Source organism: Streptomyces sp. NBC_01750 (assembly GCF_035918095.1).
Classification (GTDB): domain Bacteria; phylum Actinomycetota; class Actinomycetes; order Streptomycetales; family Streptomycetaceae; genus Streptomyces.
This window is the reverse complement of sequence record NZ_CP109137.1, coordinates 7,681,378-7,704,703: the sequence shown is the minus strand read 5'-3', so window position 1 is coordinate 7,704,703 and position 23,326 is coordinate 7,681,378. Positions and strand designations below refer to the sequence as shown.

The following is a 23,326-nucleotide window of genomic DNA, read 5'->3' as shown; positions in this document are numbered from 1 at the left end:
CGATGTCTCCAACAAGTCGCCACGGGGGAGTTCGGCCATGTTCATGGCCAGTGTTCGAGCCGAGGCTACTGATCGCCCGCCAAGAGAGCGAGCCCAAACGGAAATTAGCGGTCCGTTCTTGGTCACACGCCGGTGGCATAGCAACCGGCCCGCCATCACGCGGGGGGCGTGAGACGGGCCGGCCGGGCCGGACGCGCAGCGTGGGGACTACTTGGGCGCTCCGACCAGCTTGGCCTGGGGCGAGACGACGTACCAAGTGCCGCCCACACCCTGGCCGTTGGTGTCGCCCGGCTTGCTGTCGCCCGAGAAGGTGTAGATCGGCCAGCAGTCGATCGACTGCTGCTTGATGCCGTCAGGACGGCTGAAGGTGACGAAGCCCTTCTTGATGATTCCCTCGGTGTCGTTCTTGTCGACCGGAGCGACAACCGGCCATTTCTTGAGGCACTCTCCAGTGCACGCCGACTTCATCGGCCAGGCCGAGTCCTTCTTGAACCGGTAGACCGTCATGCCGTTCTTGTCGACGATGATCTCGCCGAGCTTGGGGTCCTTGCGGACGGAGAGTCCGGCGAGGTCCGCGGCCTGGCCACCGGCCTCTTCACCACCGTCGCCGTAACCCGATCCGGACCCGGCGCCTTCGCCACCGCCGAGTGCCTTCTTGCCGTCGGGGGCCGACGCGAACCAGGTTCCGCCGACGCCCTGGCCCTTCGCGTCACCGGGCTTGGCGTCCTTGGCGTAGCGGTACATCGGCCAGCCACCGATGGTGAGTTGCTTGGAACCGTCGGCGCGGGTGACCTCACCGATCAGCGAGGCGTCGGTGCCGGGCGCGGCCGAGGCGCCGCCGGCGGCCACGGCGGGCCATGCCTTCGCGCACTCGCCTTCGCAGTTCGACTTCGGCGGGCTGGCGGTGTCCTTGTCGAAGCGGTAGAGCGTGAAGCCGGCGCTGTCGGTGACGACCTTGCCGAGTTCCTTGCTGTCCCAGACCGCGAGTTGACCGGCCGGCTTGGCCGCCGCCTGCTGCGCCGCACCGGCGCCGTAGTCCGAGCCGTAGCCACCGTTCCCGGGCTGGGCCGGATTGGCCGCACCGACCGCCTGGCCATTGGGTGTCTCAGTGCCCTTGTCCTGACCGCACGCCGTCGTCAGCGCGAGTACGGCCGCCGCAGTCACCGCGAGCGAGGCGTTACGCCAGGTGTTCATGTCCACTCCTGTTATCCATCGAACCCGTTGCGACGCCAGGTGCGCCGTGTTCATGGCCCTAGGTACGGACAGGGGGGCGCCGTGTGTTCAACGCGCTGGAAAAAATCTTCGGAGCGGCAAACGCGAATCGTCGAAATCCGGCTTCGATCAGGGGAATTCACCCCAAGACGGAATGGCTTGATCTCATCCGCACCACTGGCTCCACCAGTCACTTCGTCCCTCCGTCCTCCGTCCTCAGTCGCCAGCCCTCAGCCCTCAGCCCTCAGTGAGGGAACCGAGGGGGTCAGATGCGCCGCGCACTGGAGGCGATCCGTGCCGGCGCGAGCGCGCGGGGCGCGGATGGTCGCGGTAGGGATGGGGCTGACGTTCGGCTCCTGGGACAGCACGGCGTCCCCCGGACGCACCAGTCCTCGGCGGCTTTCTCCCGTCTGCGCGGGCGAGGAGCAGCGTCGATCCCCACGATCGGCCGACCGGCCCGCCGTGGACGACACCTGCGGGCTTGCCGTTGGGGATGCCGCGGACCTCCCGGTACAAGAAGTCGACGCCGCCCACATCGATCGTCCGCCGCTCGTACGGCTCAATCGGCGGGAAACGCGCATCCATGCTCCATTGCCCCGCCATACCGCCCTCGACCCGGGAGGGCTCCGGCGACGCCGCAAGGCGTCGCCCCACCTCATCCACCGCCGGAACCCGGCACCGCGACACGACTGACTGTCCGCCGCATGGGGGACATCGATGCCCCATTCGCGCGACAGCGATCGCGGGCGATCCTGCCCACTCCTAGCGTTTCGGTCATCGAGGTGCATTCCCCGACCTTTGTGGAAACCAGTTCCGCAGCTGCTCCTCGGAGACCCGGAGGATTGACCATGCGCGCGATTCGTGTCGCATCCGCCGCTCTGCTGGGAGTGGCCTCACTCGCACTGACCGCCCCCACCGCGGCGGCGAACGACAGCAGACTGACTCAGCCCTTCTTCACCGTCAGCCCCTCGACCGTCGCGCCGGGCGGCCGGGTCACCCTGTCCGCCAGCGGATGCACCACCCCGGCCACTGCGACGTCCGGGGTCTTCGACCCCGTCACCATCAACCCCGGCACATCCACCTCGACCATGGTCGACGCGGACGCCAACCCGGGCACCGTGTACACGGTGCGCTTCACCTGCGGATCGCAGGTGGGAACGTTCGATCTCACCATCACCGGCAGCACTCCCACCATCAGCTCCACCGTCAGCGTCTCGCCCGGAGCCGTCCGAGGCGGTCTCGGCGGCAGCATCGGCGGACTGAACGGCGGGGAGCTGGCCGCAGGCACCGCGTTGATCGTCGCCGCGGCCACCGCCACCATCTATGTCGTACGCCGGCGCTCGTCGAGCCGTCAGCACTGACGCAACCGCCTGCAACCGTCGCTCGTATGCCCGTCGCCCCGAGTCCTGGCCAGGACTCGGGGCGACGGGCGTGGGACCGACCGGGAGGTTCGGCCGGTCAGAGCTTTCCATTGGCCATACGGCGGCGGCGGGCGATGAACAGGCTGCCCCCGATTGCCGCCGTGGCGACCAGGCCGGCGCCGATCGCCATCTCGGTGGTGCTGGGAGCGACCGAACCGCCAAGACCGCCGAGCGCGCCACGGCCCGGCAGCACGGTGAACTGCGCGGTAGCCACCGTCCCGGCGACGTTCCCGACGCCGTTGGTGCCGAGACCGTTGTTGATGACGCCGTTGTTGATGATGCCGTTGTTGTTCCCGAGACCGTTGTTGTTCCCGTCCCGGCAATCCCGGCCGTTGTTGTTGCCGTCCCGGCCGTTGTTGTTGCAGTTCCGGCCGTTGTTGTTGCCGAGACCGTTGTTGTTCCCGTCCCGGCCGTTGTTGTTGCCAAGACCGTTGTTGTTCCCGTCCCGGCCGTTGTTGTTGCCAAGACCGTTGTTGTTCCCGTCCCGGCCGTTGTTGTTGCCAAGACCGTTGTTGTTCCCGTCCCGGCCGTTGTTGTTGCCAAGACCGTTGTTGTTCCCCTCCCGGCCGTTGTTGTTGCCAAGACGGCCGTTGTTGTTCCCGAGACCGTTGTTGTTCCCGTCCCGGTCGTTCTGGTTGCCGTTCAAGCCGATCTGGTTGCCGTTGCACCTGACCGCCAGGTTGTACTGACCCGGCGCCGCATTGTTGTGGATCCGCGCGATGGCGTTCGAGATGCCCGAGCGCTGATCGGAGAGGTTGGCCTGCGGGAAGGCGTTGGACGCGACCGTGCCACCGCGGCTGCAACCCCGGACCGTGATCGTCAGGGTGCCGCCCTGGTGGATCGACTGCGGGCCGACATTGACACTGATGGGATCGTTGTTCCGGGTATCGCCGCCCGCGGCGGCCAGCGGGGCAGAGAGCCCGACGGCCACGCAGGTGGCGCCGGCCACTGCGAGAGCGCGTGAAGCACGCATCGTTGAACCTCCAGCGGAAGACGCCCCAAAGCGGGCGCTCCGGGAAATTCGACGAGTACGTCTTCCATGACGAACCCTCACTGGGGCGCGCAGCCACCGCATTTCGGCGCTGGTCCACCATGGTGAGGCGACACGCCGACGACACGCCGAAAGATCTGATGGAGTCGCAGGTCACAGACTGTCGGAATTATTATCCGCCGATTACTCGGATGGGCCATCACCGCAGGCCCACCACCCGTTCGCCTCTCCCTCCTCGCAGGTTGTGCCGAGCCCACTTAGCGTGATGACAGATGCCACGGAGGGAGAACTATGGGCCAGCAGTACGGCGGCTGGAAGTCGAGGAGGCGCTCACCCTGGGGCGTACTGACGCTCGCCCTGCTCAGCGGGATCGCCATGATAAGGAATGGCGCGGACGTCACCCTCGGGCCGCCGCAGCCTGCCGCCGCGGCCGCGCTGGCCGGCCGCGCGGCCGGCGAGACGTTCATCCCTGTCTCCGTCGAGCCGCTGACGTACGCCCCTGCCGCACGGGTGAAGATCCCGGCACTCAACGTCGACGCCCCGGTCGTGGATGTGGGCGCCGACCAGGACGGCTGGATCGCCGCGCCGCCGCCACAGGACCCCAATCTCGCCGGCTGGTACCAGAACGGCGTCTCCCCCGGCCAGCGCGGCACCGCGGTCATCGTCGGCCATGTCGACAACCTGTCGGGACCCGCCGTCTTCTACGGTCTCGGCTCCATCCAGAAGGGCCATCACATCGAGGTGGACCGCTTCGACGGCAAGACCGCGATCTTCGAGGTGTACGGCGTCGAGGTCTTCCCCAAGGATCAGTTCCCCGGCGCCAGGGTGTACGGCGACACCGGGCAGCCGGAGCTGCGTGTGATCACCTGTGGCGGCGGCTACTCGAAGGCCGGCGGGTACACCGGGAACGTCGTGGTCTTCGCGCGCATGGTGAAGACCCGCTGAACCAGGATCGGCGGCCGGCGGCCGCCGGTTCAGCGGCGCGGGACGGTGATGCGGTATCCGGCGGCCAGCAGCTCGGGCAGAAAGCTGCGCAGCGCGGCGACGCTCTGCGAGCGGTCTCCGCCCGCGTCGTGCGAGAGCACGACGGCTCCGGGACCCGCACCGTCCAGCACGTTGCGGACGATCGATCCGGTGCCCGGCTCCGTCCAGTCGAGGGAGTCGACGGTCCAGCCCAGCGGCTCCATGCCGAGCTCCGCGCCGATCTCGAAGGAGAGTTTGTTCCAGGCGCCGTACGGCGCCCGGTACCACAGCGGCGCGGAGCCCAGCGTCCGCTCGATGACGTCGCTGGTACGGCCCAGTTCGTCGCGGATCTCGGACGGCGGAAGCTTGGTGATGAGCGGGTGCGACCAGGAATGGTTGCCCACGACATGGCCGTCGTCGGCCATCTGCCGGAGCAGGTCGCGGTTGTCCCTGGCCAACTCGCCGCAAACGAAGAACATCGCCCGCACCTCGTGCTCGCGCAATGTGCTCAGGATGGCGGGGGTGTATGTGGGGTTGGGCCCGTCGTCGAAGGTGAGCACCATGGTGCGGCCCGCCTCCGACATCCTGAGGAACGGGCGCTGTCGCACCGGTGGCAGTGCCCGCCTGAAGCGCGGTGGTGTGTACGCGGTCATGGGCTGCAGCCGGTAGGACGAAGTGTAGACCGGCGGGCTCGCGGCGACCCGGGAACCGCCGGCCGGGTGTGGGGTCTGAGCGGGAGGCTGTGTCCGCTCGGTGCAGAGCAGCCCGGCGGTGACGGCCGCACCGAGGCAGGCGGCGATACGGAGTACCGACCGGCGCCCCGGCGACATCTGATCCCTTTTCATGACCAACTGCTCGCACGACTGTCACTCCGGGTGCCCCATCCACACCGGTTCCGCAGGCGAAACCACCCGATGGGAGCAGCGGAAGGAGACATGCGACGGAGCTCAGTTACGGCGGACCAGGGGGAAGGGCAATGTCTCGCGGATGGTCAGCCCGGTGAGGAACATGACGAGCCGGTCCACCCCGATGCCGAGCCCACCGGTCGGCGGCATCGCGTACTCGAGCGCGTCGAGGAAGTCCTCGTCGAGCTCCATGGCCTCCGGGTCGCCGCCCGCGGCGAGCAGCGACTGAGCGGTGAGTCTGCGGCGCTGCTCCACTGGATCGGTCAACTCCGAGTAGGCGGTGCCCAGTTCCGTTCCGAAGGCGACCAGGTCCCAGCGTTCGGCGAGCCGTGGGTCACGGCGGTGCTGGCGGGTGAGCGGGGAGACGTCGGTCGGGAAGTCCTTGTAGAAGGTGGGCATCTTGGTCCGCTCCTCGACGAGACGCTCATACATCTCGAGAACCACATCGCCGCGGGTGTCGTCCGGGGTGTGCGGGATGCCCGCCCGGTCGCAGAGTGTTCTGAGCATGGTCTCTTCGGTATCGGCGTCGACCTCCTCGCCGAGCGCTTCGGACACCGCCCCGTACAGCGTCTTGACCGGCCAGTGTCCCGAGATGTCATGCTCGACGAGCTTGCCGTCCGGGCCCGCCTTGTGCGCGATCGCGGAGCCGAAGGCGGCGGTGGCCGCTCCCTGGATCAGTTCGCGGGTCAGTTCGAGCATCACGTCGTAGTCGGCGAAGGCCTGATAGGCCTCCAGCATCGTGAACTCGGGGTTGTGCTTGTACGAGACGCCTTCGTTGCGGAAGGTGCGGCCCATCTCGAAGACCTTCTCCAGGCCGCCCACGCACAGCCGCTTGAGATACAGCTCGGGGGCGATGCGCAGATACAGGTCGAGGTCGTAGGCGTTGATGTGGGTGGTGAAGGGGCGGGCGTTCGCGCCGCCGTGGATCTGCTGCAGCATCGGCGTCTCGACCTCGAGATAGCCGCGCTCCAGTAGCCCCTGACGCAGCGCCTGGACGGCGGTGGAGCGGTGGCGTACGACATCGCGGGCGGCGGGACTGGCGACCAGGTCCAGATAGCGCCGGCGCACCCGTGCCTCGGGGTCGGCGAGTCCGCGCCGTTTGTCGGGCAGCGGGCGCAGGCATTTGCCCGTCAGCTGCCACTCGGTCACGAAAACCGAGAGCTCGCCCTTGTCGCTGGCGCCGATCTCGCCGGTGGCGGTGATGTGATCGCCGAGGTCGACGTCGGAAGTGAATCCCCTGATGACGTCCGGGCCGGAGCCGTCGCGGGTGAAAGCGAGCTGCAGGTCGCCCGACCAGTCGCGCAGTACGGCGAAGACAACGCCGCCGAGGTCGCGTACGACCATCACGCGCCCTGCCACGGTGGTCTGCCGGCCGGTGCGGGTGCCGGGGGCGGGCGTGGGGTGCGCGGCGCGGATCCCGGCGAGCGTGTCGGTGCGCTCGGCGATGCCCACGGGATACGGGTCGGTGCCGTCCGCGCGCAGCCGCTCCAGCTTGCGGTGGCGGATGAGAACCTGCTCCGGCAGCCGCTGTTCCCCCGTCGGCGCGCCCGGCTCGGGCCCCACCAGGCCGAGCGAGTCGATGGGCGGCAGCCCCTCCGTGGTGACGGGAGTGACGACGCCCGGCCGGCTCCTGCCCTTCCCCCAGAGCTTGCGCAGGCTCGGTACGGAGACGAAGCCCTCGGCGATTCCGGAGGCGAGGCCGATCCGGGCGAGCGAGCCCGCATCGCCGTAACAGAGGAAGCGTGGATACCACTCGGGCTGATATTTGACGTTGGACCGGTAGAGGGCCTCCAGCTGCCACCACTTGGAGAGGAAGAGGAGCAGCTTGCGCCACATCCTCAGGACCGGGCCCGCGCCGATGCGGGCGCCCTCCTCGAACGCCGAGCGGAAGACGGCGAAGTTGAGTGAGACACGGCGGACGCCGAGTTTGGGCGCGTGGGCGCAGAGATCGGCGACCATGAACTCCATGACGCCGTTGGGGGCGGTGCGGTCACGGCGCATCAGGTCGAGCGAGATGCCGTCCTTGCCCCAGGGCACGAAGGAGAGCAGCGCCATCAGATTGCCGTCGCCGTCGAAGGCTTCGACGAGGAGGCAGTCGCCGTCGCCCGGGTCGCCGAGGCGGTCGAGCGCCATGGAGAAGCCGCGTTCGGTCTCGGTGTCCCGCCAGGCGTCGGCCCTTTCCACGATCTTCCGCATTTCCTCGTCCGTGAGGGCGGAGTGCCGGCGGATCTCGGTGCGCGCCCCGGTCCGCTTGACGCGGTTCACGGCCTGCCGGGTGACGCGCATGTCGCGGCCGTCCAGGTCGAACCGGGCGACGTTCAGGATCGCCTCGTCACCGAGCTGGATGGCGCCGAGGCCGGAGCGCGCGAACACTTTGGCGCCCTCCTCGGACGCGCCCATGACGGCGGGGGCCCAGGCATAGCGCTTGGCCACCGCCAGCCAGGCCTCGATGGCGGGGGTCCAGGCCGCCCGGTCGCCTACCGGGTCGCCACTGGCCAGGCAGACACCGGCCTCGACACGGTAGGTGACGGCGCCCCTGCCGCTGGCCGAGAAGACGACGGCCTTGTCGCGGCGGGTGGCGAAGTAGCCGAGGGAGTCATGGGAGCCGTACGCGCCGAGCAGTGCGCGGATACGGGGCTCCTCGTCGCCGTGCAGGGCGGCTTCCAGACGCTGCGAGCGGAACAGTGTGCTGGCCGCGCTGAGCAGGGCGATCGCGCCGAACAGTCCGAGGAGGAAGAAGAGCAGGCGTGGCGGGCGACCGTCGAACTGGTCGCCGGAGACCAGTCCGCCGAGCACCCGGTTGGCGGCCCACAACAATCGCTGCCCCTCCGGCAGCGAGCCGGGGAAGAGCTCGACCAGACCCCAGCCGACGAGTACACCGACGGCGAGCCCGAGAACCAGGACGAGCAGCGCGCGGCGCAGCGCACCGCGCCGGGTCTGGGCGTAGAACTCCCGGCGCGCGATGACCAGCACCACCAGGACGATCACGCACAGCACCAGGTTGGGGATCCAGGACACGTCCCCGTCGAAGATCACCACCAGTACGTCCGCGAGCAGCAGCAGTACCAGATAACCGACGACCAGCCACCACGCGGCCTTCTTGCGGGCGCCGATGGCCGCCGCGAGCAGCAGAAGGAAGACCGCGTAGGCGAGGTTGGCGCTGACCGGGACGGCGACGCGGTCCAGGAACAGGGTGACAGGACTCAGCAGACGCCGCAGTGGAGGGACGAGCGAAATGATGACGCAGAACACGCCCAGTGCGGCGAAGAACATCGCGAACGCCCCCGGCACCCTGCTGAGCCGGCCGCCGCGGGCGGACGTGGGGGCCTCCACGGTGACAGTCATATTTCGCACTCTAAGGAGACCACCGGCGGGCCGCCTGTCGGGAACGGATAGCCTCATTGGTGTGACAGAGCAGCAGCCACACCAGTTCGAACGCGGTACCGACGGCCCCAAGGTCATCGTCGTCGGTGTGGACGGATCCGACTCTTCACTGCGTGCGGCGTCGTATGCGGGCGGCCTCGCGCGACGGCAGAACGCTCTGCTCGCCATCGTGTATGTCCAGCCGGTGATGCCGGCGGGTGCGGCGCTCGGGGTCCCGGTCCCGCTCGGGGACATGACCGGCGAGATCGCCGAGGGGCTGGTGGCCGAGATCCGCTCTGCCACCGAGCGGGTCAAGGGCATATGGGAGGTCCGCTGGGAGTTCCACACCTTCCGCGGTGATCCCTACAGCGGTCTTGTCACGGCGGCCGACGAGCTGAAGGCGGACGCCGTGGTGGTCGGGGCTTCGGAGTCGGCGGGCCACCGGTTCGTCGGTTCGGTCGCGGTCCGGCTGGTGAAGGCGGGGCGCTGGCCGGTGACCGTCGTTCCGTAGCGGACGAGCCGCCGCGATGGCCCGGCCCGTGATCGGTACCCTCGCCGGCGGCGCATGGTGAGACCTTGCCCCGGCGGGGCGGATGATCGAACGCGCGGGAGTACGCCCGCGGAGCGACTGCCTCCATTTGCTTCCGGCGGACCGTTCACCGCACCACTCGTCGCTCCGTGCGACCGCTCGCCGAAGACAACTGTGCGCCGTCTGTCCCTGCGCGCCCTGATGCGTTCGTATACGCCACGTGGCATCGACCTCAGCGCGAAAGGGTGTTGGCAATGGCGACGGCGACCGCGACGACCGACGATCGAGCCATGGCGGAGCTGCAGCGTGAACACGGCCCCGCGCTGCTGAGCTTTCTGCTCGGACTGACCTACGGGGACCAGCAGCGCGCCGAGGATCTGCTGCAGGAGACGCTCGTACGCGCCTGGCAGCACCCTGAGGCGTTCGACGGTCCGTACGAGTCGATGCGGCCCTGGCTCTTCACGGTCGGGCGCCGCCTCGCGATCGACGCCCGCCGGTCCCGGATGGCCCGTCCCACCGAGATAGGCGACGGCGTACTGGCCACCACGCCTGACCCGGCGGACGTCACGGAGAGCGCTGTCGCCTCTCTCGACGTCCGGGCTGCGGTCGGATCGCTCAGCCCCGAGCACCGCGCCGTGCTGGTGCAGATCTACTTCCACGGGCTGAGCGTCAACGAGGCCGCGCAGGCACTCGGCATACCCGCCGGCACGGTCAAGTCGCGTTCGTACTACGGGCTGCGCGCGCTCGCGCGCTGCCTCCCGGGCTACAGCAGGCCCACCTCGTCGGCGACCGGCGGCCGCTGAGAACCAGCGGTCGGCCTGCCCTTGGGCAGTCGACCGCGCACCGTCCGCGGCACCACTTGTCGTGCCGTTCGACCGCTCGTCGCCGTTCGACGCCGCACTCACCCGGGTTGCGGTCACTCGCGACACCCGAAGGCGACTGACACCGATGAGTTTCCGCGGCCACCGCGGTCTCTTCAGTCAGTCTCCCCCGCATGCGGAAGGAACCCCGGCCATGAACGCGATCGCCGATCGTTACCGCAGACACGCCGATGCCTTCGAACTCAGGATTGCCGCGGTACGTCCCGAACAATGGGCCGACCGGTCTCCTTGCGCGGCGTGGAACGCCCGCGACGTGGTGGACCACATCGTCACCATGCACCAGGTCATGCTGCGCCCCGTGGACCGCAGTCCCAGTCCGGCGCCTTCGGTGAAGGACGATCCGCTGGGCGCCTTCCGGGCCGCACGTGCCGATGTGGAGGCCGTGCTCGACGATCCCACGCTCGCCGGCACCGACTGCGACACGCCCACCGGACCCATGTCGGTCGAACGGCACATCGACCTGGTCGTCAGCGACGACCTCGTACTTCATGGGTGGGACCTCGCCCGGGCCACCGGACAGGACGAGACGATCCCGGCCGACGATGTGGCGCGGCTGTGGGCGAGCACCACAGCCATCCCCGCCGAGCTGATGCAGAAGTACCGGACACCGGGCGCCTTCGGTCCGGGGATCGAGGTGTTCGGACCGGAGGTGAAGGTCCCCGAGGACGCCTCGCTGCAGGACCGTCTGCTCGGGTTCATCGGGCGAGACCCTTCCCACTGAGCCCGGAGGCGCGGCCGGGCGGCCGTACGGCGCAAGGGTTCGGCCGCCGCTGTCGCGCGGGGCCCTCTGCCAGGTCTTCCTCAGGAGCCAACGGTGAGTGTGGTGTGCTCACGGGACGCTGCGGCTGAACCCGGGCCCGGTGGTGCGCGTACTGACACGACGTACGGACTGACACAACGTACGGACTGCCTGTTCCGAGCCACCCGAGGACGGTACCTGTGACCGAGACGCCCCCAGCACGGCGGTCGGCGATCGCCGAGACGGCGCTGGCCTGCCTGGCGTTGAGCCGCTGCCCCGACACCGCGGCGGCCCGCGCGGCCCGGCGCGCGCGCCGCTGGCTGCGTGGCGCGGGGCCCCAACCCGGCGCCCCTGTGACCGAGTTGATGTTGATCCAGTCGGCACTGCGGACGCTGGCGCTGCGCGAGGGGGAGCGCGTCGATCTGAGCCATCCGCTGCTCGCCGCGCCCGGGTACGCGGCTCTGTCCCGGGTCGTCCAGGCGGTGGCCCTCCATGTCGATCTGGCGGTCGTCGGCGGTGCGCCGCCCGGCAGGCTGGCCGGGCTGCTCGCCCACGACATCGCGACCGCCACGCCCTGCCCGTTCACCGGGCGGTCCGGCTCCCCCGCCCTGTGGGCGGCGCGGCTCCTGGTGGAGCATCCGGCGGCCGGCCGGCAGCCGGTGCGTGAGGCGGTGGCCCGTATCGCGGCGGCGCGGCGGGACGACAGCCGCATCGAGGACGAGCCGCCCGCCACCGCGCTCGCCCTCCTCGCGCTGAGCGCGGCGGACGCGGGCAGCCCCGCGTGGCGGCGGTGCCGCGCGGGGCTGTTGCGCTTCCAGCTCCACGACGGCAGCTGGCGGTCCGGATGGGGCAGCCGTGGCGGCCTGACGTCGCGGCTCACTCCGGACAGTGCCGAGTTCACGTCCACCCCGGCCACCCCGGTGGTAGCCAGCTCCCCCTAGGACCACGACGAAGGGGTGACCGTATGCGAAACCTCACGCTCAAGTTGAGTAAAGACGGGCCCTCAGCCGTGTTTCTCGGTGGAGGCTCGTGGTCGAGTCGGCATACGACGTCGTCCGGAAGGCAGGTGAGAAGAGTGCAGCCCGAGAGTTCGAACGGCACCAGCAGCGGCGGGCTGGCAGTCCCCATGGCATGGCTCTGCGCCGAGTACATCGCTGACGAGATGCTCCGCACCGGCGCTCTCGTCGAAAGTGGCTCGCTCGAGTTCCGCGCGGGAAGACAGACGCTGGCACTCACCATCTATCTCTGCCACAGCGCGGACGAACTCGCGGGTGTCCGGGTGGTCTCCCGGATCGACGAGTGGCTGTCCCTCACCTCGTACGGCCATCCCTGGCAGGAGTGGGTGCAGGAGCGGCTGGCCGCCCAGGAGGACGGACGGCGCGACCTCGGCGACGGGGCCGATGTGGATCTCGCGCTCGCCAGGGACGCCTGGAGCTGGCTGCGGCAGACGGAGCTGCTGGCCGCAGACCTGGGCAACAGCGGACCGTGGGCCCCGGCAGGTCCCCTGGACCTGCCCGTGGACGAGTACGAACAGATATGGACTCCGGCCTGGCAGTTGGGTCTGCCCCTGAGCCATCTGGCCATCCACCTCTTCTGAGGGCGACCGCTCCCCCGCGGCTCAGGCGGCGTCGAGCTCCACGACTGAGCAGCCGCACCGCGTGCGCGCCCCGCAGGAGGGCCCCAGGGTGCTCATCTCTCGTACACCTACGCATCGTCGCTCAACGTCACCGGTTCCTACGAAACAGGTGGTGGGGCGACCAAACGCGGAGCGGCCATCTCATCCGCCGGCCCGGCGGCCGGCCGACCAGTGCACACCCGCCCGGTACTTGGGGATCCGCATCGTGATTTTCATGCCCGCGCCGACGCCTGTCTCGATGACGAGTCCGTAGTCGTCCCCGTACACCTGGCGCAGCCGGTCGTCGACGTTGGACAGTCCGATGCCCGACGAGGGCGGCCGCTCCCCCGCGAGGATCCCGCGCAGCACTGCCGGGTCCATGCCCACACCGTCGTCCTCGATGGTCACCACGGCCTCGGCCCCGGCGTCCCGCGCCGCGATGGTGACCCGGCATTCGTTCCTGGAGTCCTCCAGACCGTGCTTGACGGCGTTCTCGACGAGCGGCTGCAGACACAGGAACGGCACGGTCACCGGCAGCACCTCCGGTGCCACCTGGAGCGTCACCTTGAGCCGGTCGCCGAACCGGGCCCCGGCGAGCGCCAAGTACTGCTCGATGGAGCGCAGTTCATCGGCGAGATTGGTGAAGTCACCGTGCCTGCGGAAGGAGTAGCGGGTGAAGTCGGCGAATTCCAGAAGCAGTTCGCGGGCACGCTCCGGGTCGGTGCGGACGAACGAGGCGATCGCGGCGAGCGAGTTGAAGATGAAGTGCGGCGATATCTGGGCGCGCAGGGCGCGGATCTCGGCCTCGATCAGCCGGGTGCGGGAACGGTCGAGCTCCGCCAGTTCCAGCTGTACGGAGACCCAGCGGGCGACCTCCGTCGCGGCCCGCACCAGGACGGCCGACTCCCGCGACCCGTAGGCGACGAGCGCGCCGAGCACTCCTTCCTCCCCGGTCAGCGGGGCGATTACGGCCCAGCGCAGCGGGCACTCCAGGTCCTCGCACTCGGTGCGCACGCTCTGGCTGCGCCCGGAGTCCAGCATTTCGGCGACGCGCACCATCACCCCCTGGCCATGGTGGTCGGCGCCGGGGCCGTCCCAGGCAAGCACCGATTCACGGTCGGTCAGGCAGAGTGCCTCGGTTCCGAGCAGTGAGCGCAGCCGGCGGGCGGCCTTGCGCGCGGTGTCCTCGGTGAGGCCGGCGCGCAACGGGGGCGCGGCCAGCGAGGCGGTGTGCAGGGTGTGGAAGGTGGCCCGTTCCACGGGCGTACCGAGATCGAGGTCGGCTTTGGCGCCCCGTCGTGCGGTCAGGCGTCCGATGGCGATGCCCGCCGCGAGCAGTACCGCTCCTGCCGCGGCGAGTGCGGCCATACCGATCCCGGTCATCGTTCGGCTCCTTCGGGCTGCGGCCTGCCGGCGAAGTCTTCCGGCAGATGCAGCCGAGCGAGGATGGCGGCGGCTCCGGGAGGTACGTGTCCCGGGGTGGCCAGTGACACCACCACCATGGTCAGGAAGCCGAGGGGCACCGACCACACGGCGGGCCAGGCCATCAAAGTGTGCGGCCAGCCCGCCGGCGCGAGACCCGCGCGGGTGGCCATCACCGCGGTCAGCGCGGCGCCCCCGCCGGTCACCAGTCCGGCGGCGGCACCGGGCGGCGTGAGCCCGCGCCACCAGATGCCGAGCACCAGCAGCGGGCAGAACGAGGAGGCCGAGACGGCGAACGCCAGCCCCACCGCGTCGGCGACCGGCACATTGGTGGCAACGACGCTCACTCCGAGCGGCACCGTCATGGCGAGGAGAGTCGCGAGCCGGAAGCTCCGCACACCACGCGCGGGCAGCACATCCTGCGTGATCACACCGGCGACGGACATGGTCAGTCCGGAGGCGGTGGACAGGAATGCCGCGAAGGCACCGCCCGCGAGGAGCGCCCCGAGCAGATCCCCCGCGATGCCCCCGATGATCCGTTCGGGCAACACCAGCACGGCGGCATCCGCGTCGCCGGTGAGGGCGAGTTCGGGTGCGTAGATCCGCCCGAGCGCTCCGTAGACCGGCGGCAGCAGATAGAACGCGCCGATCAGTCCGAGGACGACCAGCGTCGTGCGACGCGCGGCGCGTCCGTTGGGGCTGGTGTAGAAGCGGACGGCGACATGCGGGAGTCCCATCGTGCCGAGAAAGGTGGCGAGGACAAGGCCGTACGTCGCATAGAGGTGGTAGCCGTCGCGGCCGCCGGAAAGGGGCTGGGACCAGCCGGCCGGATCGGACCCGGAGGTGGCCCGCGCGGGCACTTCGGCACCCTGCGGGAAGCGCAGCGTGGTGCCCGCCTCGACACGGTGGGTGCCTTTGCCGAGGGTGATCCGCCGCTCCTCCTCGTACGGTGTGCCGTCGATGTCACCGGAGACGGCGAGGGTGAGCGGTCCCTCGAGATCGATCCGGACGGTGTCGTCGACGCGTACGACGGTGTGTTCGCGGAAGAGCGTGGGCGCGTCGAAGCGGGCGCGGGGTGCGTCGTCACCGAGCCAGGCCGCGACGAGAAAGAGCGCGGGCACCAGCAGCGCGGTGAGCTTGAGCCAGTACTGGAAGGCCTGGACGAAGGTGATACTGCGCATGCCGCCCGCGGCGACGGCCCCCGTGACGACAAAGGCGACAACTAGGCCGCCGACCCAGTTCGGCGCGCCGGTGAGGATCTCCAGGGTCAGTCCCGCGCCCTGGAGTTGGGGCAGCAGATAGAGCCAGCCGATGCCGACGACGAAGAGGCTGGCGAGCCGGCGTACGGCGGCGGACTCGAGCCGGGCCTCGGCGAAGTCGGAGAGGGTGTACGCCCCCGAGCGGCGCAGCGGTGCGGCGACCAGCACCAGCAGAACGAGGTGGCCGGCGGTGTAACCGACCGGGTACCAGAGCATGTCGGGGCCCTGGAGGAGCACCAGGCCCGCGATCCCGAGGAAGGACGCGGCGGAGAGGTACTCGCCGCTGATGGCGGCGGCGTTGAGGCCGGGCTTCACCGTGCGGGACGCGACGTAGAAGTCGGAGGTGGTGCGGGATATTCGCAGGCCGAGCGCGCCGATGAGCACAGTGGCGAGCACCACGACGGTGACAGCGGTCACCGCGTAGGTCTGGTTCACGTCGTATCCTCCGGGAGCGCCCTTCAGCGCCCTTCGACGAGCCTGGTGAAGTCCTGCTCGTTGCGCTCGGCCCGGCGTACGTACCGGCGGGCGGTCAGCCACATCACGGGGTAGACCGCCACGCCGAGCGCTGCCCAGACGAAGGGCTCGGGCGAGGAGAGGGTGCCGTCGAACGCGGCAGGGAGCGCGAAGAGCAGCGGCAGTGAGCCCACGAGCAGAGCGAGTGTCCCCAGTGCGTAGAGCGCGGCCCGCAGCTGGCTGCGCATCAAGGAGCGTACGTAGGTGGCGCCGAGGGTGGTCTGCTCGCTGATCTCGGACCGGGCGGGGGCGTGTCCGGGCGGCCGTTTGGCGCTGCGCGGCACACCGGTGACGACCTCGCGGCGGGGTGGTTGCTCTGCAGACATCGTCGTCCGCTCCAGCGTCTCTCGGCGAACCTCGGGGCGTGTGGAGTCTACGCAGGCGCGATTACCGACGGTAGACGCCGGCCGCTCAGTGGCTCGTCCGCCGGGCGGCGCAGTCGCTCAGGGCGATCTCGAGCTCGACGTACGACTCCTCGGCCCTGCGAAAGGCGACTTCGAGGGCGGCTTCGGCGCGGGGGCCGACGAGTCCCTGGGCCGATTCCTGGATCTCGTAGAGCACATCCGCCCAGCGGCCGGCCGCGCTCCTCACTGTCGCCAGGAGCGCCTCGAGGTCACGAGGGCTGGACACCCGGGTGGCCGGAAGGCTTCTGAGCTCCTCCAGCAGTGCTTCGATATCGGACATCAGGCCCCTTCGCCGCTTGCCCGATCAAGGCTAGGCGGCGGACGGGGGCGGCTGCCGCCGAATCCGGTGGCAGCGCTGTCAGTGGATGACGCCCGTCGCCGTACGGCCACGCCGGGACGACGAGCGGCTCTCCACGACCGTCGAACGGTCGTCGCGCTGTCGCGGTCGGGGACGGAGGCCTCGAGGGCGGAGGCCGGTCGGGATCTGGGGCCGGTCGAGGGCGGGGATCGGCCGCGGCTCAGCCCCTGGCGTGCCGCATCAGCAGATCACGCAGCTGACGCGCATGGCGGCGGCTTACGGCGAGTTCGGCGGCGCCCACGCGGACGGTGGTGGCCCCGGCGTCGAGGCGCAGTTCGTCGATGCGTGCGAGGGCGACGAGATGGCTGCGGTGTATCCGTACGAAGCCGCGGGAGGCCCAGCGCTCCTCCAGAGTGGAGAGCGGGATGCGCACCAGGTGGCTGCCGTCCTTGGTGTGCAGGCGTGCGTAGTCCCCCTGTGCCTCGACGTAGGCGATGTCGTCGATCGGCACGAAGCGCGTCACACCGCCGAGCTCGACCGGGATCTGTTCCGCGCCGGCGACTGTGCCCGGCAGGTCGTGCTGTGCCACGGCGGATGCGGTGTGCGGTACATGGGCGGGTACGGCAGGTCCCAGCGGGTCGGGCTGCCGCGCCTCGCGCGCCGCGACGACCAGGTCACGGACGCGCCGTACCGCTTCGGCCAGCCGTTCCCTGCGCACCGGCTTGAGCACATAGTCGACGGCCTTGAGGTCGAAGGCCTGGACGGCGAATCCCTCGTGCGCGGTGACGAAGACAATGAGCGGCGGCCTGGCGAAGCCGGCCAGCAGTCTGGCGACGTCGAGTCCGGTGAGCCCGGCCATGTGGATGTCGAGGAAGACGACGTCGATGCCGTCCTCGCCGTCCGGGCCCGCGTCCAGGGCGCGGCTGATGCGGCGCAGCGCCTCGGTGGCGTCCGTGGCCCCTTCCGCGCTCCTGATGCGTGCGTCCGAGCGGAGGAGGTAGAGCAGTTCTTCGAGTGCCGGTTTCTCGTCGTCGACAGCCAGTACGCGCAGCATGCTGCGGAGTGTATGCGCGGCTCGATTCCGGGACTACGGGCTGTCGTCGCCGTGACCGTCGAGCAGGTCCTCCGGCGAGAACATCGCCGCCATCGCTGGTGCGTCGGGCTCGTCGAGGTACGCGGTCCGGTACGGGTCGCAGAGCTGCGGGTGGCCTCGGGAGTTCGGCGATCGAGCCCCGTCGCACACCCCCACGACCCGAACCACAGGGGCGGTTGCGCTCATCGCGCACAAAGTTGAGCAGAGCGGCGGCCTGATCCGTACTCCTGGGCGACAGACCGCGTCAGACGCACCACCGCAAGTGACGAATCGAGGACCCATGAGCATGCAGGAGCGGCACCGGGACGTGGCCGCCTATGCGCTGGGCGTCCTGGAGCCCGCGGACGCTTTCCGCTTCGAGGAGCATCTGTCCGACTGCGTCACCTGCACCGTACAGCTCTCCGACTTCGCCTCCCTCGCCGCGTCCCTGTCCGAACTGGGCGGTCCCGGCCGGGTCGAGCCCCCCTTGCCCTCCGGGCAGCTGCTCGAGCGGCTCGCCGCCGAGGTCACGATGGTGCGGCGACGGAGCAACGGGCGCCGGCTGCGGCTGGTCGCGGCGGCCGCCGCGCTGATCGTCGGGGCGCCCGCCGCGGTGGTGGCACTCCAGGACGCCGCACCCCCTGCCGGGCGGCAGGTGGCGGCGAAGGACGCCACGACCGGTGTCACCGCGTCCGCCGCGATCCAGGACCGTGCATGGGGCACTTCCGTCGCACTGCGGCTCGCGGGCCTGACCGGACCGAGCAAATGCCGGCTGATCGCCATCGGAAAGGACGGCATCGAGCATCCTGTCCTCAGCTGGGCGGTGCCGGCGGGCGGTTACGGGAATCCGGACACGCCGGGGCATGAGCAGCCGCTGGACATCCAGGGAGGTACGGACGTGCGGATCGGCGAGATCGGCCGGTGGGAGGTCCGTACCCTCGACGGACGGCCTGTGGTCACACTCAGGGGATAGCTCCGGAACTCCAGGGACTCCGAATTGCCGGAGTCAGGATTTCGGCACTCCGAATTGCCGGAACTCGGAATTGCCGGCCGAACACGGGGTTTTCGGGCCGGGCGGTGCTACTTCAGCAGCCGGGAGAGCCTGCGGTCCGCGAGCGGCTTGCCGCCGGTCTGGCAGGTGGCGCAGTACTGCAGCGAGGAGTCGCTGAAGGAGACCTCGCGGATGGTGTCGCCGCAGACGGGGCACGGCTGTCCGGTACGCCCATGGACCCGCAGGCCGCTCTTCTTCTCGGCCTTGAGCCGGCCCGCCGCCACGCCGCGCGAGCGCTCGACGGCTTCGCGCAGGGTGGAGCGCAGCGCCTCGTACAGCACGGTGATCGCGTCCTCGTCGAGGTTCTGCACGGGCTTGAACGGCGACATCCTGGCGACGTGCAGGATCTCGTCGCTGTACGCGTTGCCGATGCCGGCGATGAGGCTCTGGTCGCGCAGAGCACCCTTGATCTGCCGGCGTTCCCCGGCGAGCAGCGCGGCGAAGGCGTCACGGTCGAAGTCGTCGGCGAGCGGGTCGGGGCCGAGCCGGGCGATGCCGGGCACCTCTACCGGGTCGTGCACGAGGTGGACGGCGAGGCGTTTGGTGGTGCCGGCCTCGGTGAGGTCGAAGCCGCCGCCGCCCGTCAGGATGGTGCGCAGGGCGAGCGGGCCCCTGCCCGGGCGTGGCGGCGCGGCCGGGAATTCGTCCTTCCACTGGAGCCAGCCCGCCCGGGCGAGATGGGTCACGAGATGGAGGCCGCCCGCGCCGATGTCGAGCCATTTCCCGTGCCGGTCCACGGCGGTGACGGTGGCGCCTTCGACGGCGGTGAGTGGCGGGTCGTACGTCTTGAGGACGCTGATCGCCAGCGGCAGGACGCGGGCGATCTCCTGTCCCACCAGGTGGCTGTCGAGGAACTCTCTCAGCGCTTCGACTTCGGGCAGTTCCGGCATGCATCCAGGGTGCCGCAGGGGCACGGCGGCCGCAGGTTCACACCTCCCGCAGACCGTAGACGCGGCTCGCCGTGGTCCCGAACACCGCGCCGCGTTCGCCGTCACCCAGCCGCCGCGTGAGCGCGCGGGCCGCGGCGACCACCTCGCCGTAGCCGGCGGCCAGCCGGCACACCGGCCAATCGGATCCGAACATCAGCCGGCCGGGGCCGAAGGCGTCGAGGACCGTGTCTGCGTACGGACTCAGATCCGGCGTTGTCCAGGTGGACCACGCCGCTTCGGTCACCAGGCCGGAGAGTTTGCAGACGGTGTTCGGCCGGGCCGCGAGGGCGCGCACATCGCTCGCCCAGGGCTCCAGTTCCTTCGAGGCGATGGACGGCTTGCCGAGATGGTCGAGTACGAAGGTGAGCCCGGGCAGCCGGGCCGCCGCCTCCGACGCCGCGGGCAGCTGCTTCGGCAGCACCACAAGGTCGTAGACGAGTCCGGCGGAGGCGACGGCGGAGAGACCGCGCAGTACGTCGGGGCGGAGCAGCCACTCGGGGTCGCTCTCGCCCTGGACCTGGTGGCGGATGCCGACCAGCCGGTCCCCGCCCGGGCGTTCGCGCAAAGCCGCCAAGGTGTCGGCGACATCGGGAGCGGTGAGGTCGGTCCAGCCGACGACTCCCGCGACGAGGTCGCTGCCGTCGGCGAGGGCGAGGAACTCCGGGGTCTCCTCGGCGACGGCGACCGTCTGGACGAGGACGGTGGCGCGTACGCCCGCGGCGTGTGCCTCGGGCCTGAGGTCGTCGAGGGTGAAGTCGCGGCGGATGGGCGCCAGGTCGGGACCGGTGATCCAGTCCTGGTCCCGTACGGACAGGTCCCAGACGTGGTGGTGGGCGTCGATGATCGCCATGGCTCACAGCTCCCAGACGACGGGGAGTCCGGCCGCGGCGCCGTCCGCGGAGTAGTCGTGTACGACGTCGAGCAGTTCGGCCATCCGCGCCTGCCAGGCGATATTGGCGGGGAGCTCTTCCAGTTCGGCCAGCAGCCGGGCGTAGTCGGCGCAGTCGAGGAGGTGGAAGAGGTCGGTGCCGCTGCGCCAGATCGTCCAGGAGGTGACGCCGGCGGCACGGATCGCGGCGGTCAGCTCCTCTGGGACCTCTCGGTGCGCCGCCTCGTACGCGGCGATGCGGTCGGCGCGGACCGTGGTGTGCAGGGCGACTCTCATCGGGCATCCCCGTCCTTCGGCAGCAGTCCTTCGGCGCGCAGTTCGTCCCAGAGCCCGGGCGGGACAGAGCGGCCGAGCAGCTCGGCCGCGTCCCGTACTTCGTCGGCGGACCGGGCTCCGACCAGCACGCCGGCGACGGCCGGATGGCCGAAGGGATAGTGGAGCGCGACGGCGCGCAGCGGTACGCCGTGCCGCTCGGCAACGGCCTTGAGCCGCAGGGCCCGCCGCAGGACCCCGTCGGGCGCGGCCGTGTAGTCGTACCGGGCACCGGGGCGCGGATCGGCGAGCAGCCCGGAGTTGAAGACCCCGCCGACGACGACGCTCTTGCCGCGGGCGGCCGCTTCGGGCAGCAGGTCGTCCAGCGCGCTCTGATCGAGCAGGGTGTAGCGGCCGGCGCACAGGACGGCGTCGACGTCGGTGTCGCGGAGGAAGCGGGTGAGCATCGCGGTCTGGTTCATCCCCGCGCCGATAGCGCCGACCACGCCTTCGGCGCGCAGCTGTTCCAGCGCCGGGTAGCCGTGGCGGAAGGCGGCTTCCTCGTGGTCGTCCGGGTCGTGCAGATAGACGATGTCGATCCGGTCGAGACCGAGCCTGACGAGGCTCTCTTCGATGCTGCGGCGCACGCCGTCGGCGCTGAAGTCCCATACGCGGCGGTGATCGGCGGTCACGGCGAAGCCGTCCGCGAGGTCGTCGCCGCGGGCCTCGCAGGGTTCGAGCAGCCTTCCCACCTTGGTGGACAGGGTGTACGCGTCGCGGGGCCGGGTGCGCAGCGCCTCGCCGAGCCTGCGTTCGGAGAGGCCGAGCCCGTAGTGCGGCGCGGTGTCGAAGGTGCGGATTCCCGTGTCCCAGGCGGCGTCTATCGCAGCCGCGGCCGCCGCCGGGTCGACAGGGGTGTACAGATTGCCGATTCCGGCCGCACCGAAGGACAGTTCGGTGATGTCGACGCCGCTGCGTCCGAGCGTGCTCCATCGCATCCCGCTGCTGCCCCTCGCTCAGGCCTTCACCGATCACGACGAATATTCATCGGATCACTTCAGGGCGTCAACACCCTTGAGGCCGCGAGATGTTGTACTCGGCCTCCGAGCTGTCCGATCTCTTGCATCCATCCTGTCGGATCCACCGGAGAGACTTCCGGGGTCTACCCGGTGACGGCGATGCCGAGAAGTTCTTCGAGCTCCTCACTCAGACTCTCCGCGAGCCGGTCCAGATCGGGCACGGCCTTACCGTCGGCGACCAGGCCCACATGCACCTGACCGCCGTAGGTCGACATGGCGATCGCCAGGGACTGTCCGCGGGCCAGCGGCGCCATCGGGTAGACCTCGCGCAACGGGCAGCCGCCGAGCGAGAGGGCCGAGCGCGGCAGCGGCACATTGGTGACCAGGACGTCGAACAGCATCCGGGCCGCACCTCCGGCCAGAGGCGCACCGAACCGGTGGGCCAGCGGCGGCAGTTGATCGGCGAGTACGGCCAGCGCCCCGGCGCCGCGCGATGGGCCCGCCGCCTTGTTGCGGTCCATGGCGGTGCGTACGGCGTCGAGCCGCGAGCGCGGGTCGGGGTCGGAGACGGGAAGCGGAAGCAGATACGCGGAGAACTTGTTGCCGGAGCCGGACGGACTGCCGGGCCTGCGCCGGGAGACAGGCACCAGGGCGCGCGGATCGGCGGCGGGCAGCCGCTCGTCCCGGGCTCCCATCCAGCGCCGCAGCGCGCCCGCCACGGTGGCGAGCAGTACGTCGTTCGCCGTGCCGCCCACCGCCCTGCGCACCTGCTGCACATCCGCCAGGTCGAGCACTGCGGTGCCGAGCCGTCGCGTGCCGCTGGAGCCCGCGGAGAGCGCGGGCAGACCCCGGGGGTCGAACCTGCTGGCCCGTACGACGGAGGCACCGACGCCGACGGCGCGGCCCAGCTCCTCGATGCGGGCCCGGGCGAACCCGGCCACCTGCCAGGCATCTCCGGTCCACGACCGGGGCGGTACTGTGCGCGGCCGCCGTACGCCGACGGTGCGAGCGTCGGCGATCTGATCGAAGATGCCTGCCCCGATGGCGACCGCGCGCATACCGTCGGCCAGCGCGTGGTGGAGCTTCACCAGTACCGCGAACGGCCCTTCGCCTTTGTCGTCGGCGCCCGTGAGGAGGTACATCTCCCAAGGCGGCAGGCCGCGCTCGAGGGGCCGCTCCATCAGCTCGGCGGCGATGGCGGTGGCCTCGGCGGCGAAGTCGCCCCCGGGGAGGCGGACGTGGTGCACATGCCGTCGTACGTCGAAGTCCTTGGCCATGGCCCAGGCGGCGCCGCCGACGGGCAGCAGGACGTCCCGCACTCGCATCCGCAGGCGGGGGATCGCCGCTGCACGGCCGGCGAGCAGTTCGAGGAGGCGGCCGCCGCCCCGCGCGCCCGGCCCGGCGGCCGCCGCGGAAGCGGAAGCGGGAACGGAAGCGGGAGCGGGAGCGGGAACGGGAACGGAAGCGGGAGCGAAGAATGCCAGGGCGCCGAGATGCATCGGGTGCCCGGCGGACTCAAGGTGCCAGAACGCCAGGTCGAGAGGTGCGAGAAGCTCGCTGCTCAATGGTTCCTCATGTCCTAGAAGGCCAGTTGTGCGA

Annotated in this window: 23 protein-coding genes; 8 read left to right on the top strand and 15 right to left on the bottom strand. The window is 70.3% G+C overall.

The window, feature by feature from the left end; translation table 11 throughout:
* Positions 1 to 207 precede the first annotated feature (207 nt).
* Positions 208 to 1,194: an SCO0930 family lipoprotein gene (locus OG966_RS34810; RefSeq protein ID WP_326654040.1), complete on the bottom strand. Its 987-nt coding sequence runs from the start codon at positions 1,192 to 1,194 to the stop codon at positions 208 to 210.
* An 866-nt stretch (positions 1,195 to 2,060) separates the two neighbouring features.
* Here OG966_RS34810 and OG966_RS34805 point away from each other — a divergent pair.
* Positions 2,061 to 2,573 carry a hypothetical protein gene (locus OG966_RS34805; protein WP_326654039.1) on the top strand — a complete coding sequence of 171 codons (513 nt, stop codon included), beginning with the start codon at positions 2,061 to 2,063 and terminating at the stop codon, positions 2,571 to 2,573.
* A gap of 97 nt (positions 2,574 to 2,670) precedes the next feature.
* Here OG966_RS34805 and OG966_RS34800 read toward each other — a convergent pair whose 3' ends face one another.
* Positions 2,671 to 3,606: a hypothetical protein gene (locus tag OG966_RS34800; RefSeq protein WP_326655584.1), complete on the bottom strand. Its 936-nt coding sequence runs from the start codon at positions 3,604 to 3,606 to the stop codon at positions 2,671 to 2,673.
* 309 nt (positions 3,607 to 3,915) lie between these two features.
* Between OG966_RS34800 and OG966_RS34795 the strand changes: the two genes are divergently transcribed.
* Complete coding sequence (locus OG966_RS34795; protein WP_326654038.1) at positions 3,916 to 4,569, top strand: class F sortase; 654 nt, start codon at positions 3,916 to 3,918, stop codon at positions 4,567 to 4,569.
* A gap of 29 nt (positions 4,570 to 4,598) precedes the next feature.
* Here the strand turns inward: OG966_RS34795 and OG966_RS34790 are convergent, their stop codons facing one another.
* Positions 4,599 to 5,432, bottom strand: a complete 834-nt coding sequence (locus OG966_RS34790; protein WP_326654037.1) for a polysaccharide deacetylase family protein — start codon at positions 5,430 to 5,432, stop codon at positions 4,599 to 4,601.
* A 102-nt stretch (positions 5,433 to 5,534) separates the two neighbouring features.
* The gene (gene lysX / locus OG966_RS34785) at positions 5,535 to 8,837 is read right to left on the bottom strand and encodes a bifunctional lysylphosphatidylglycerol synthetase/lysine--tRNA ligase LysX (RefSeq protein ID WP_326654036.1); all 3,303 of its coding nucleotides are present in this window, start codon (positions 8,835 to 8,837) and stop codon (positions 5,535 to 5,537) included.
* Positions 8,838 to 8,898: 61 nt separating this feature from the next.
* On the opposite strand from lysX, the gene OG966_RS34780 reads away from it, so the two are divergent.
* The 5 genes from OG966_RS34780 to OG966_RS34760 all read left to right on the top strand — a co-directional run bounded on the left by OG966_RS34780 (position 8,899) and on the right by OG966_RS34760 (position 12,601).
* Positions 8,899 to 9,366 carry a universal stress protein gene (locus OG966_RS34780; RefSeq protein ID WP_326654035.1) on the top strand — a complete coding sequence of 156 codons (468 nt, stop codon included), beginning with the start codon at positions 8,899 to 8,901 and terminating at the stop codon, positions 9,364 to 9,366.
* Positions 9,367 to 9,638: 272 nt separating this feature from the next.
* Positions 9,639 to 10,187 (top strand): sigma-70 family RNA polymerase sigma factor, encoded by a 549-nt coding sequence (locus tag OG966_RS34775; RefSeq protein ID WP_326654034.1) that lies wholly within the window; start codon positions 9,639 to 9,641, stop codon positions 10,185 to 10,187.
* Positions 10,188 to 10,398: 211 nt separating this feature from the next.
* On the top strand, positions 10,399 to 10,986 hold the full coding sequence (locus tag OG966_RS34770) for a TIGR03086 family metal-binding protein (protein ID WP_326654033.1): 588 nt from the start codon (positions 10,399 to 10,401) through the stop codon (positions 10,984 to 10,986).
* Positions 10,987 to 11,204: 218 nt separating this feature from the next.
* Entirely contained in the window at positions 11,205 to 11,945 is a 741-nt protein-coding gene (locus tag OG966_RS34765) for a hypothetical protein (protein WP_326654032.1), read from the top strand.
* 134 nt (positions 11,946 to 12,079) lie between these two features.
* Positions 12,080 to 12,601 (top strand): hypothetical protein, encoded by a 522-nt coding sequence (locus OG966_RS34760; RefSeq protein WP_326654031.1) that lies wholly within the window; start codon positions 12,080 to 12,082, stop codon positions 12,599 to 12,601.
* A gap of 180 nt (positions 12,602 to 12,781) precedes the next feature.
* On the opposite strand, the gene OG966_RS34755 is transcribed toward OG966_RS34760, so the two are convergent.
* The 6 genes from OG966_RS34755 to OG966_RS34730 form a co-directional block, all read right to left on the bottom strand.
* Complete coding sequence (locus OG966_RS34755; protein WP_326654030.1) at positions 12,782 to 14,002, bottom strand: sensor histidine kinase; 1,221 nt, start codon at positions 14,000 to 14,002, stop codon at positions 12,782 to 12,784.
* Positions 13,999 to 15,735, bottom strand: a complete 1,737-nt coding sequence (locus tag OG966_RS34750; RefSeq protein WP_326654029.1) for a sodium/solute symporter — start codon at positions 15,733 to 15,735, stop codon at positions 13,999 to 14,001. The genes OG966_RS34755 and OG966_RS34750 overlap by 4 nt, the downstream gene beginning before the upstream one ends.
* 23 nt (positions 15,736 to 15,758) lie before the next feature.
* The gene (locus OG966_RS34745) at positions 15,759 to 16,139 is read right to left on the bottom strand and encodes a hypothetical protein (protein WP_326654028.1); all 381 of its coding nucleotides are present in this window, start codon (positions 16,137 to 16,139) and stop codon (positions 15,759 to 15,761) included.
* Between the two features lie 85 nt (positions 16,140 to 16,224).
* Complete coding sequence (locus tag OG966_RS34740) at positions 16,225 to 16,497, bottom strand: hypothetical protein (RefSeq protein WP_326654027.1); 273 nt, start codon at positions 16,495 to 16,497, stop codon at positions 16,225 to 16,227.
* Positions 16,498 to 16,735: 238 nt separating this feature from the next.
* Positions 16,736 to 17,569 (bottom strand): LytR/AlgR family response regulator transcription factor, encoded by an 834-nt coding sequence (locus OG966_RS34735; RefSeq protein ID WP_326654026.1) that lies wholly within the window; start codon positions 17,567 to 17,569, stop codon positions 16,736 to 16,738.
* 33 nt (positions 17,570 to 17,602) lie between these two features.
* The gene (locus OG966_RS34730) at positions 17,603 to 17,794 is read right to left on the bottom strand and encodes a hypothetical protein (RefSeq protein WP_326654025.1); all 192 of its coding nucleotides are present in this window, start codon (positions 17,792 to 17,794) and stop codon (positions 17,603 to 17,605) included.
* A 94-nt stretch (positions 17,795 to 17,888) separates the two neighbouring features.
* Here OG966_RS34730 and OG966_RS34725 point away from each other — a divergent pair, with 94 nt between their 5' ends.
* Positions 17,889 to 18,560, top strand: coding sequence for an anti-sigma factor family protein (locus OG966_RS34725; protein WP_326654024.1), 672 nt, complete (start codon positions 17,889 to 17,891; stop codon positions 18,558 to 18,560).
* A gap of 107 nt (positions 18,561 to 18,667) precedes the next feature.
* Here OG966_RS34725 and OG966_RS34720 read toward each other — a convergent pair whose 3' ends face one another.
* The 5 genes from OG966_RS34720 to OG966_RS34700 form a co-directional block, all read right to left on the bottom strand.
* On the bottom strand, positions 18,668 to 19,528 hold the full coding sequence (locus OG966_RS34720) for an Fpg/Nei family DNA glycosylase (protein ID WP_326654023.1): 861 nt from the start codon (positions 19,526 to 19,528) through the stop codon (positions 18,668 to 18,670).
* Between the two features lie 37 nt (positions 19,529 to 19,565).
* A complete protein-coding gene (locus OG966_RS34715) occupies positions 19,566 to 20,417 on the bottom strand; it encodes an amidohydrolase family protein (RefSeq protein WP_326654022.1) in 852 nt (283 codons plus the stop codon).
* Between the two features lie 3 nt (positions 20,418 to 20,420).
* The gene (locus tag OG966_RS34710; RefSeq protein ID WP_326654021.1) at positions 20,421 to 20,732 is read right to left on the bottom strand and encodes an L-rhamnose mutarotase; all 312 of its coding nucleotides are present in this window, start codon (positions 20,730 to 20,732) and stop codon (positions 20,421 to 20,423) included.
* Positions 20,729 to 21,706, bottom strand: coding sequence for an aldo/keto reductase (locus OG966_RS34705; protein ID WP_326654020.1), 978 nt, complete (start codon positions 21,704 to 21,706; stop codon positions 20,729 to 20,731). The genes OG966_RS34710 and OG966_RS34705 overlap by 4 nt, the downstream gene beginning before the upstream one ends.
* Positions 21,707 to 21,870: 164 nt before the next feature.
* Positions 21,871 to 23,292: a wax ester/triacylglycerol synthase family O-acyltransferase gene (locus tag OG966_RS34700; RefSeq protein ID WP_326654019.1), complete on the bottom strand. Its 1,422-nt coding sequence runs from the start codon at positions 23,290 to 23,292 to the stop codon at positions 21,871 to 21,873.
* Positions 23,293 to 23,326 lie beyond the last annotated feature (34 nt).